The organism is Enterococcus bulliens (assembly GCF_053761865.1).
This window is the reverse complement of sequence record NZ_JBSMXK010000035.1, coordinates 1-11,200: the sequence shown is the minus strand read 5'-3', so window position 1 is coordinate 11,200 and position 11,200 is coordinate 1. Positions and strand designations below refer to the sequence as shown.

Annotated in this window: 11 protein-coding genes and 1 pseudogene; 4 read left to right on the top strand and 8 right to left on the bottom strand. The window is 33.5% G+C overall.

Annotation, left to right across the window (positions count from 1 at the left end; genetic code table 11):
* Positions 1-204 precede the first annotated feature (204 nt).
* The gene (locus ACWOEC_RS11570) at positions 205-837 is read left to right on the top strand and encodes a DUF6339 family protein (protein ID WP_455308350.1); all 633 of its coding nucleotides are present in this window, start codon (positions 205-207) and stop codon (positions 835-837) included.
* Positions 838-1,112: 275 nt separating this feature from the next.
* On the opposite strand, the gene ACWOEC_RS11565 is transcribed toward ACWOEC_RS11570, so the two are convergent.
* The 6 genes from ACWOEC_RS11565 to ACWOEC_RS11540 all read right to left on the bottom strand — a co-directional run bounded on the left by ACWOEC_RS11565 (position 1,113) and on the right by ACWOEC_RS11540 (position 5,361).
* Positions 1,113-1,526 (bottom strand): type II toxin-antitoxin system death-on-curing family toxin, encoded by a 414-nt coding sequence (locus tag ACWOEC_RS11565; protein WP_002287933.1) that lies wholly within the window; start codon positions 1,524-1,526, stop codon positions 1,113-1,115.
* A complete protein-coding gene (locus ACWOEC_RS11560) occupies positions 1,523-1,759 on the bottom strand; it encodes an AbrB/MazE/SpoVT family DNA-binding domain-containing protein (RefSeq protein WP_002287931.1) in 237 nt (78 codons plus the stop codon). The genes ACWOEC_RS11565 and ACWOEC_RS11560 overlap by 4 nt, the downstream gene beginning before the upstream one ends.
* A 227-nt stretch (positions 1,760-1,986) precedes the next feature.
* The gene (locus ACWOEC_RS11555; RefSeq protein ID WP_007209238.1) at positions 1,987-2,595 is read right to left on the bottom strand and encodes a response regulator transcription factor; all 609 of its coding nucleotides are present in this window, start codon (positions 2,593-2,595) and stop codon (positions 1,987-1,989) included.
* Positions 2,592-3,710 carry a sensor histidine kinase gene (locus ACWOEC_RS11550; protein WP_455308347.1) on the bottom strand — a complete coding sequence of 373 codons (1,119 nt, stop codon included), beginning with the start codon at positions 3,708-3,710 and terminating at the stop codon, positions 2,592-2,594. The genes ACWOEC_RS11555 and ACWOEC_RS11550 overlap by 4 nt, the downstream gene beginning before the upstream one ends.
* Positions 3,707-4,468 carry an ABC transporter permease gene (locus tag ACWOEC_RS11545; protein ID WP_007209240.1) on the bottom strand — a complete coding sequence of 254 codons (762 nt, stop codon included), beginning with the start codon at positions 4,466-4,468 and terminating at the stop codon, positions 3,707-3,709. The genes ACWOEC_RS11550 and ACWOEC_RS11545 overlap by 4 nt, the downstream gene beginning before the upstream one ends.
* A complete protein-coding gene (locus ACWOEC_RS11540) occupies positions 4,465-5,361 on the bottom strand; it encodes an ABC transporter ATP-binding protein (RefSeq protein ID WP_251851471.1) in 897 nt (298 codons plus the stop codon). The genes ACWOEC_RS11545 and ACWOEC_RS11540 overlap by 4 nt, the downstream gene beginning before the upstream one ends.
* Before the next feature lie 217 nt (positions 5,362-5,578).
* Here ACWOEC_RS11540 and ACWOEC_RS11535 point away from each other — a divergent pair, with 217 nt between their 5' ends.
* The gene (locus ACWOEC_RS11535) at positions 5,579-6,538 is read left to right on the top strand and encodes an IS30 family transposase (RefSeq protein WP_373180585.1); all 960 of its coding nucleotides are present in this window, start codon (positions 5,579-5,581) and stop codon (positions 6,536-6,538) included.
* Positions 6,539-6,551: 13 nt separating this feature from the next.
* On the opposite strand, the gene ACWOEC_RS11530 is transcribed toward ACWOEC_RS11535, so the two are convergent.
* Both ACWOEC_RS11530 and ACWOEC_RS11525 read right to left on the bottom strand, forming a co-directional pair.
* Complete coding sequence (locus ACWOEC_RS11530) at positions 6,552-7,241, bottom strand: metallophosphoesterase (protein WP_058138318.1); 690 nt, start codon at positions 7,239-7,241, stop codon at positions 6,552-6,554.
* Positions 7,242-7,506: 265 nt separating this feature from the next.
* Entirely contained in the window at positions 7,507-7,665 is a 159-nt protein-coding gene (locus tag ACWOEC_RS11525) for a hypothetical protein (protein WP_007209242.1), read from the bottom strand.
* 1,380 nt (positions 7,666-9,045) lie between these two features.
* Here ACWOEC_RS11525 and ACWOEC_RS11520 point away from each other — a divergent pair.
* A pseudogene (locus tag ACWOEC_RS11520) lies at positions 9,046-9,141 on the top strand (IS6 family transposase); the annotation flags it as partial.
* A gap of 349 nt (positions 9,142-9,490) precedes the next feature.
* Positions 9,491-10,789 carry a polysaccharide deacetylase family protein gene (locus ACWOEC_RS11515; protein ID WP_007209248.1) on the top strand — a complete coding sequence of 433 codons (1,299 nt, stop codon included), beginning with the start codon at positions 9,491-9,493 and terminating at the stop codon, positions 10,787-10,789.
* Positions 10,790-11,200 lie beyond the last annotated feature (411 nt).

Sequence of the window (11,200 nt, the reverse complement as noted above, 5' to 3'; positions counted from 1 at the left end):
TCAGTGTAAAATGTACTTGGGTCATGTAACGTCCTCCTGGGTATGTTTTTGTGGTTAAAAACATTGTACCGTAAAAGGGCTGTTACATGGCCTTTTATCTTTTACACAATTATATGGACGTAATCCAGAATATGGTTCATCAAAATAAGTATCTATCCTTTATTAAAGTTATTAATTGTCAAATTAAGTTAGACAATTAATATAATGAAAAGCGAATTTGATTTTACTCCGCCATCTCTTGAGCTTCTCCCAAAGAATGGCGAGAACGAAGAAACGTGGGAAATTGATTTCAAAAATGGGGTGGCACTATGGGAAGCATTACAAATACCCGCTCCTATTGCATTAGAGGAAAAAATGTGGGTAGCTTTAGAACATAGATATTTTTTAGATTATACATTAGATCAATTAAAGACTGTTAAAGGAATCTCTAATTTAGATTCACGCATTATTTTCACATATAATGCAAAGAGATCTGTTGCCATTAACAGCTTATCGCTTTTATGGTGGTCTGTTTACTATACCATCGATGAAGAGTGTGAATCTGACCCGTATCATCTAACTAAATTTTTCTTCAAAACTGCTCGACGAGGGACAAAAATGGCTTGGCTTTCAAGCAATGTAATCTCTTCGAGAATTGTAGCATTAGGAATCTTAGAAGGGATCGAAGACTTAATTATTAATGGAAAAATTAAAGGTGGTCGCTATGCCTTTACAAATGCAAATAAATTAGTTAATCAAGTAGGGGCTACAAGCGTTGTGGATGTATTAGATAGAAAGGATATTAAAGAAATAGTCGTTAGTGATTTAGACGCTATGGACAAGACACAAGTAAATTAAAAGTGGTTATAAAGGAATTAAATGTAGTGATAACCTTCCTTTTATAAAAAAGATATCCGCTATAAAAAGGTGTCTCAAGTTTCATACTATATCCAGATGATGCTCGTTTATTTTTCCCTTACTCTGTTTTGGCAAAAGAGGTACACCAATTTCGATTCACAGAGAAAGACTTTGAAACGGTTGATTCAGGTTCTTTTTTTGTATAATATATCTTATGTAAACTAAAATAAAAAGCAAACTAAAAATCCAGTTTTAACTAAATCCTTAGTTTGCTTCTATTTTTTTGTATCAATCTTCGTTGAATTATTTTTTAATACATCTGTCGTTGCCTCTTTTAGCTCATCAAATTCACCCTGATAAGTGGCAATTTTAACTACAAATCCTACGACTTCCTGATTTTCCATTTTTAGTGAGTAGCCGTTTAGCTTGAGAAAAATATATGCCGCTAGAAATGCAGTACGTTTGTTTGCATTATGGAATGGATGTTTTTTGATCAGATTTATTAAGAGAACTGCTGCTTTGCTGAACACATCAGGATAGAGATCTTTTCCAAAAATATGCTGTTTCGGTTGATTTACAGCCATACTCAAAGCATTTTTATCAATAACGCCAATTGTTTCCTTTGGTGAATATCTTTTTATTTGAATAACATTCAATTTTACAATGTCTCTTTCGCTCAAATAAATCATCGATCAACTAATTCCTTGAACGCCGCATCATATTCAGATAGAGCTTGATTCACATACATATCAATTTCGAGATCTAAATTGCTTTCTTCTTTCACGATTGCATCCATCATTTTGTCTTCATCAATAAAAATAGTATCTCCAGGTTTCAATCCTTTTTGTAATAAACTCTCTTTTGATAAAGTGACAACTATTGAGTTACCTACTTCTCTAATTTTTCGTTTTTTTATATTCATAAAATCAACTCCTATAATTAAGTATATACCGTATATCCATATTATTCAATATCTCTTATATTTAATTTAATTATGATTTTTTACAATGCCCTGAATAATTCATAGCCTTAATTTTTTTGAATAGTTATTTAAAAAAATTAAGGCTATGAATTATTCAGGATATTAGCTATTTTTGTAAGCTAACTCTTCAAAATGAAAAAAATCCTAAGCATCAATTGATACTTAGGTTAGGCAATCCAGCCATTTTTCTTAGCAATGTTAATTGCTTCGATTCGAGAATGGGTCCCTGTTTTACTTAAAATAGATGAAATGTAATTGCGTAACGTTCCCTCAGATAAAAAAAGCTCTTCAGCCATTTTCGCTGTTGAAGCACCTGTTTGAAGCCCCGCTAATACACTCATTTCTCTTTTAGTTAGTGGATTTTTTTCCGCTCGTAAAACACTCGTGACCAGTTCCGGTGAAAACACTCTATTTCCAGTAAGAATTTGGTGAATACTTGCTACCAAATAATCACTTGGACTATCTTTTAACAGATAGGCATCCACGTTGTATTCGACTGCTTCTTGAAAGTAGCATTCTCTGGCAAAAGTTGTTAATATGATAATTTTTATGGGCAAGCCCGCAGAGCGAATCTCTTTGGCAACTTCAAGTCCAGTTAATTGCGGCATTTCAATATCAAGAATAACGACTTCTGGTTGCAGTTTTCTAATTTTTTCGAGTGCTTCTTTGCCATCTGCCGTACTCGCAATCACATCAAAGTCATCTTCCAGGTTTAAAATGGTGGTCAGGGTTGTATTTAACATGATTTGATCTTCTGCTAAAAAAAGAGTCGTCATCGTTCTCGCTCCTCCTCTAAAGGAATTCTAAAGTGCAATTTGGTCCCATCCCCATTTATTATGTCGAACGTCCCATTTTTTTCTTTCATCCTAGCCATCATCCCACTTAATCCATGTGACGTTGGATCAATTGTCAGAAAGCCAATTCCATTGTCATGAATGGACAGTTCATAATACTGATTGGATTGACGAAACACACATTGGACGAATTGTGCTTTACTATGGCGAATAATATTGGTAAACGCCTCTTTAATACACGAGGCAAAAATAGTTTGGAGTTCGATTGGCCAATTTTCAGCAATCTCTTCCCCTTCCGTACTAAGATAAATACTCGCAGCAGATAAAAGTTTTTCTTCTTCCAGTAGCGCCTTTGCAATTGAACGATTTTCTAAACCATTCACTATTTGTCGAACAAGCTGTAAATTATTTCGAGAAATTTGCGCGATTTCGGTCAATTCCTGCGAAACTTTTTCAGGTTGCTTTGCCAATAACTTTTGAGCCAACTCTGTTTTCAACGTAATAATTGAAAAAGACTGTCCGAGATTGTCGTGTAAATCGCGAGCAATCCGTTCACGTTCCTCTTTGCGAATCAATGCTTCCAAGCGTTTGTTTTCACGATTGAGTTGCGTTGTTCGGTAGATGGATTCATTCATTGACCGAGAAACTAATGGTGAAAAAATAGCAAATAGCAAAACAATTAGTAAGCTACCAATACTTTGCGCATCTCCTTGCACAAGCCACAGAGTCGTACTAACGATGTTAATGAAACAAAACGCATAATATACACCTAGAAACAGATAAAAGCGATCACGACGTAGCGATAGAAAGCCAATCTGCCATGCCGTAAAAATAAATAGGCCAGTCATACCCAAAAATTGATAAATCACGCTAATGATTAGTTGAATAATCACGTACCAGATAGCCCACTTATTTGATTCATATCCTTCTCGATAGGCTTTCAAAAAAAGTAGCAAAAGAAAAAGAATGATTACCTGTTTTTTTAGGGGCATAGTGCCCAAGCCAGAAAGAACAGGTATCAAAAAAATGAGCCAAAAATAAGGAATCCATCCTATTTTTTTTGGAAACAGTATTTCTTCCTCTAAAAACTTCTTCATACTAGCTGATATCCTTTCTGTCGTTTGAAATGAAGAATGATACCTAAACAAAGACTTAATAGACTAAACCACAGAATTAATCCCAGACTACTCTGAAGGTCTAATTTATGATGATGGTAAAGAGTTTTCATCACATTGCTCATAAAATACGTTGGCATCCATTTACCGATTGACTGAATCCAATTAGGCAAACTATCGATTGGCCACCACAGTCCACTAACAATAGCCAAAGGAAAAACAAGCAAATTTGCCAAACCTGAGACTGTATTGGAACTCCCTGCCAAAGAAAGCAAAATACCAATCATAATTAAAGGCAAGGCTGTGAGTGGTAACGCGATTAGAAACGAAAGAACTTCCAAGATGGAATACTTTACGCTATTTATATAATACCCTACAACCAATAAGCTGATAATAGATAATTCGAATAAGCCAAAAAAACTGAATATCACACTCGCATAGTAACGACTTTTTGGTAACGGACTTAGCGTAATCAACTGGTCAAAGCCATTTTCACGATCACTGACAAGCGTACTCGAAATCATCATCACTGAATCCATTAAAATGCCATATGTCATCATGCTGACTAGATAGTCGGCTTTCCAGGCAACCAAATCAGCCCCTGCCAACCCCACATTCATCACTTTGGTAAACAAAAGATAAAAAAAGATTGGAATCAATAAACTGATGATTAAGAAGCGTTTGTTTCGAACAAACAGACGCAAAGTATTTAGTTTGGTTTGAAAGATTAGTTGCTTCATGCTTGATGTTCCTCCTGAATGTGATCGAATAAAGATTCTAATGAATTGGGTTGAATGGTTAATAGTTTTAATTGCTCAAACTGCCCTTGCATTGCAGTTAAAAATAGTGCCACATCATCCGTAATCAATTTGATTTTTTGATTGATTATTGTCACCGATTCAACACCCGGAATGGACAACCAGTATGTTTTATCCTTTAAATCATCAAAATAAAACTGGATTTCACTCACCCCGCGATTTTGACGCAGTTCATCCATTGAACCATTAAAAACGAATTTCCCTTTTACTAAAATCATAATACGATCAGCGACTGTTTCCAGTTCTTCCAAATAGTGCGAGGTTACAATAAACGTCTTTCCTTCCTTTTTGAGCAAGGCGATCGTCTGCCAAAATTTTAAGCGGCTATAACTATCCATACCTGCTGTAGGTTCATCTAAAAAAATGACGTCTGGGTTGCTAGCGATAGCCAACGCGAATCCTAGCCGTTTTCGTTGCCCACCAGATAGTTTCTCCATATATGATTGTTCATGCTCCTTTAAATCAGCATAATGCAATAATTGATCATAAGGTAATGGATGCTTGCTGAAACTTCGAACCAATTGAATGATTTCTGACACTCGAATTTTTTTTAGCTTGGCTGTTTCTTGTGTCATGACAGCAATCCGTTCACGATCAATCAAGAGTGATTTTTCTTGGTTAAAATAATGAATTTCACCTTGGTCCTTGGGGATTAGCTGTGTCAACACATTGATTAGCGTTGATTTTCCAGCACCATTTTCTCCTACCAAAGCAACGATTTCACCTTTTTTGACTGCAAAATCAAGCTTTTCAAAAATTCGTTTTTCTTTAAACGTTTTGGTAATTTTTTTAGCTTCAATGACGGTTTGATTCATAAAAATTTCTCCTTAACTAACCTTGATATTCTTAGTGTAAGAGATTTTTCAGAATCCAATAAGTCCCAATTAACATAACTTTTCTATGACAATTGTCATGGATTGCATTGAGCTGTTTTTATTGCGCCGATTGTAAAATTAAGTTAGACAAATAAAAAAGTCATCTGTGCTACACTCAAGATAGTTCCGCCTAAAGAATTATAAGGAGTGAGTACAAATGACCTATACCCATCTTACACCAACTGAAATCGTAATGATAGAAGCTTATTTCAATCAATCACACTCTGTTTCAAAAGTAGCCCATCTAGTACAACGTTCTCGACAAACCATTTATAATGTCTATCGTTTTCTTAAATCTGGTGGAAGCGCAATAAGCTACTATGAACAATATAAGAAAAATAAACGTAACTGCGGAAGACGTCCGATTGTGTTACCAGATGAGCAACAAGAATACATTCAAAAAAAGGTGGCTCAAGGGTGGACTCCGGATGTGATTATTGGTCGAGGGGAGTTTCCTATTGGGTGTTCTGTCCGTACCCTTTATAGAATGTTTAAAATGGGTATATTTGATTGTTCTGATTTACCGATGAAAGGGAAGCGAAAACCCAATGGACATCAAGAAAAGCGCGGTAAACACGCATTTAGACGCTCCATTCATGAACGTTCGAATGACTATACTTCTTTTGAAGAAGAGTTTGGTCACCTTGAAGGTGACACTATCGTAGGACAAAAACATAAAAGTGCCGTTATTACCTTAGTTGAACGATTATCTAAAGTAATCATCACTCTTCAGCCAGAAGGCAGACGAGCTATAGATATTGAAAATCGTTTGAACCAATGGATGCAATCTGTACCTAAGCATCTATTCAAATCAATGACTTTTGATTGTGGAAAGGAATTTTCAAATTGGAAATCAATCAGTAATATCAATGATATTGATATCTATTTTGCAGATCCTGGTACACCATCACAAAGAGGGTTAAATGAAAACTCTAATGGTTTATTACGTAAAGATGGTTTACCAAAGCAAATGGATTTCAACGAAGTTGATGAATCTTTTATTCAATCTATTGCATCGAAAAGAAATAATATCCCTCGAAAATCAGTAAACTATAAAACCCCAATAGAAGTATTCTTGAGTCACATATGCAAAGAGGACTTGTCTAACTTAATTTGACAATTAATAAATATCAAACATATACATAATCTTGAATACCATGGACATCTAAAATCACACCATATAAATAACCTCCATAAACAGCACCTCCATCAATACCTATTTTATTATCATTTATCCATATATCATATTTATTATTTTTATTAAGGATTTTCGTTTCAGTATGACCAAAAACTATAGTTTTATTTAACCTATTTGGCGTAAAATGAAAGTCTTCTCTAATCCACATAAAATCTCTAATACTTGTATCTTTCCAATTATTAATTTTGAGATTTACACCTGCATGAACAAAAATATAGTCATTCCATTCATAAAAATTTGGTAAATAAGTTAAAAACTCTATTAATTTATCATTATTTTTTTTTATGTCTAATACTATATCCTTAAATGTATTATTCTCGGAATAACCAAAACTTTCTAATGTTTTCAATCCCCCATTTTTAATATAATTTTCTTTAAAATCTTCAGTTTTATTTAAAAAATTTAAAAATAAATCTTCATGATTTCCTTTAATTAATATAGCTCCATAGTTATCACATAAATACTTTGCTAAATAAAAACATTCATAAGATTGTAAACCTCTATCACACAAATCCCCTAATAATATTAGCTGTTGTCTATTCGAATCCCAGTATTTAAGTATTTCTTTAAATTTTTTATATTCTCCATGTATATCACTAACTACAAATACTTCGTTATACATCCAAACACTCCAATACATTATTTTGAATTTAATTATAATTTAAAATATTACTCTAATTATTTTATTCATGCTTATCTTTCGAAAAAATATAGTACTAAACTCAAAAAATTAACTGAAACAATACAATATACTTATTTTGCATCTTAAGGGGGTATTTAGAGCAAAATTTAAAAATATATAGTTTATACCTGTATAATTATATTTGTTTCTTAAAACGTAAATATGAGCCAAATAAGAGGTGTTTTTATGACGATAAACTTTGTAATCACTTTTTCTGTATTTGATAAAACATCAAAAGAAATTGCTGGAGCTTATCCCTAACGACCAAAGAATCTAAAAAATAATTAAAATCATGAAAGACCAAAACATTGTTTTCTAATTCTTTTTTTCTTAGATTTTCTCCTATGTCTTCAGGTTTTTTCATGGATTATTTCTCCTTTTAAAACTTGATTTGATTATGTTTGAAATTATGTTTTTTCTTATCTTGATTTTAACATGGAAATTTACATTTATTCCAATTTCCTTTTCTTTCCGAAAAGTTTTCTCGGTATAAAAACATTCCTGATTTTCATATTTGTTTAGTCCTCTTTTTGTTTTCCTCATCGGTCTGCTCGATGACAGGAGCAGTCAGATTGAAAATCTGAAATATATTCAAATTATTTTCCTAAGGGCGCACTTACATACCATGAAAATCATGGTATAAATTGCCAATATTTTAGATTAAACGTGTTGGAAAAACTCGCTTTGCTCATGTAAATAAAAACGTTATAAAGTATTGTAGTGAACTTCGCATGTGTGTACACACATGCAGTAAAAAGTAATTATCTTCCACTCGGTCACACCTAAAATTTACATTTTAGTTTGTTCCTCATTTCAGACGATTCTTTTTATTTTTGGGGCGTTGCCCCAATCCCCATATTCTATTTTTTGTTGTTGTCAAAGGCAACTTCTTATACAGGTTTTTAGGGTTTAGCACGGCATCAATTTATTTGATGTGTAAATGCGCATTGCACTCTTTTTTAGCGAAACAAGCCGACCAGCGTTTGAAACTTTTTAGTTTTTCATCATTCTATTTTAAAACGTTCTAAAACTCGATTTAAGCGACTTTAATTCGAAACTGTCTATTTGTTCAAAGGGATCATTAAGAATGCTTAAACGAGCTTAGGAGATGTTTTATCTGAACGTAATAATCAAACGCCAGAAACGAATAAATATCCTCTTATGTCTTTTGTACAAGGCAAAGGAGTTACTCCAAAAGGAGAACGATATAATCGCAGCTTTTTAGTCAAGGATTCAGAAAAAAATATAAAAAAACTGAATTGGGAGATTTCATATATAGTTCTAATAATCTTGAAACAGGTTCAATTGGATTTAATAGAACTGGAAAAGCTGTTATATCCCCTGTCTATAGTATATTTAAGTAAAAAAAATCACGAGAAAGTCAATTTATAGGGATTATGTCTGCCCGAAAGGGCTTTATTTCTAAAATGGTAAGATTTCGTCAAGGTGTTGTTTATGGTCAATGGAGAATACATGAGTCTGATTTTTTAAATATTGATATGAAAATGCCCAATGATAAAGAACAACAATTGATTATTTCTTTTTTGAAAGCATAGACAAGACTATCGCTCTTCATCAACGTAAGTTAGATTTGTTGAAAGAACAGAAAAAAGGCTTTTTACAAAAGATGTTTGTTTAGGGTCTATAAATAGAAATAGCCCCTTAGAAATACAATAAAAACAGCCCCTATTATCTAACACTTAGATAATAGGGGCTGTTTTCTTATTTTTTATCAATATAACCCGTCCAAGGAATATACAAAAAGAACTGAAGAAATGGAATGCTTTTCGGATTTTCAGTATCAACTGAAATAAAAGTCTTAATGGGTATACCGGCTTAAATCATAGATACCGTAAGGGATTTTATTCTTTATTTAAAACTTTGCAACAGAACCCATTTTCCTCTAGGAAAAAATTAACTAGCACCACGGGTTTATTTTAGTTTTTCTTGGAAATAAAAACAGCGAAAATCCGAACATTTTCACCTCTCTCACTTTATAACTTTTACAAAATAGTACTTCTCATAAAAAGCGCTCTAGTTAAAGAAAATAAGAGAAAAATCAAAAAAAAAACAAAAGTTTCTTTTACACTTGTTTCTATATTCGTTACAATGGTTATGGGAAGTTTTTCAAAAGGTTAAGAAAAGCTTACGGGGGTTTTTGAAATCAAAAAGTAGCAGGGGACGATAAAATGAAACATACACACAAAATCATATTGGCTGTCACTTCTGTATGCACTGTTATTATTCTAGGTGTAAGTATCTTTTTTGTTACACAAGCAGCAACAAACAATAAATTAGAAAACACTAGTCAAACAACTCAACACTCAAGCAGCAGCTCAAAACCTGTTGAAGATAAACAAACGACGAAACAGCTTGATCAAGCAAAACAGCTTGCTGCAAGTTATCATTATGATGAAGCCATCGCCTTACTTGAAAAAGACGACGCCAAAGAAGCGCAACAATTGTTAGCAACTTTGAAAAAAGAAAAAGAATCCTTGGTAAAATGGGAAGACCCGACCAAAATCTCACACGTCTTCTTTCATAGTCTGATTGTTGATCCAGCTAAGGCTTTTCATACCCAGCAAGCACAAGGGTATAAAGATTATATGGTCACTATTTCCGAATTCAATAAAACCATTAATCAGTTATATAAAAATAACTATGTTCTTGTTAATCTAAATGGATTAGTCAAAAAAGGAACAGATGGAAAACTGACCTTTACAGGTGTTTCTCTTCCAGAAGGAAAGAAACCGTTAATTCTTTCGCAAGACGATGTCAGCTATTATGAATACATGGACAATTCAGGATTTCCAAGTAAGTTGATTGTCGATAAACAGAACCAAATCAAGAATATTTATATCGACAATAAGAAGGAAACTGTTGGTGACTATGATATGGTTCCATTGATCGATTCATTCATTAAAAAACATCCCGATTTTTCTTATCAAGGCGCCAAAGGAACATTAGCTTTAACAGGCTATAATGGTGTATTAGGTTACCGTACATCAAAATCAGAATATAGTGATAACGAAAAAACAAACAAAGAAATCGAAGCAGCCAAAAAAGTTGCTGATCAATTAAAGAAAGATGGTTGGAGTTTTGCTTCTCATACTTGGGGACACTTGAATATGACACAAGCTTCTTTAGCCGATATCCAACAAGATAATGAACGTTGGCAAAATGAAGTTGCACCTATTTTAGGCAAAACAAATATTTTGATCTACCCATTTGGCGCTGACATCAGCGATTGGCAACCTTATTCTGAAGCAAATCAAAAATTTGCTTACTTGAAACAACAAGGATTTGATATCTTCTGCAATGTCGATGCCTCAACTCCTGCATGGGGACAACTAGGAACTGACTACTACCGTAACGCCAGAATCAATATTGACGGTATCCGTTTCGAAGCTGACCTAAAAGGAGAAAATCCAATACTTGATCAATTTATCAACGTCAAAGAAGTGTATGACCAAAAAGATCGAGGATAGAGTTTGTGAAAGAAGCGTCCAGCTCCGAGCAAATAAGAACTAGATTTCTAAAATAGTTTCTCATATTTTGGAAATCTAGCGCTTATTGCTGAGGAGTTGCTTCTTGAACACCGTGGATAAGGTTGTGAAAAGACCGTTCAGCTCCGCCGACAATAAGAATGAATTTTTCTAAACAGCTTCTCATGTTTTGAAAAATCCAGACTTATTTCAAGGAGTTGGGCTTTGAACACCGTGAATAGAGGTTGTAAAAAAACCGTTTTAACCTGACGATAACCAGTAAAACAGGCTCTTTGTCAAATGATGTTGGTGAAGAGAAATCTTAGAATTATTGGAGATCAAGAGGATTATTTCCTCTTGATCTTTTTTAGTTTAAAAGCAATGCACTACCGTGACGAATCATGATACGCAACT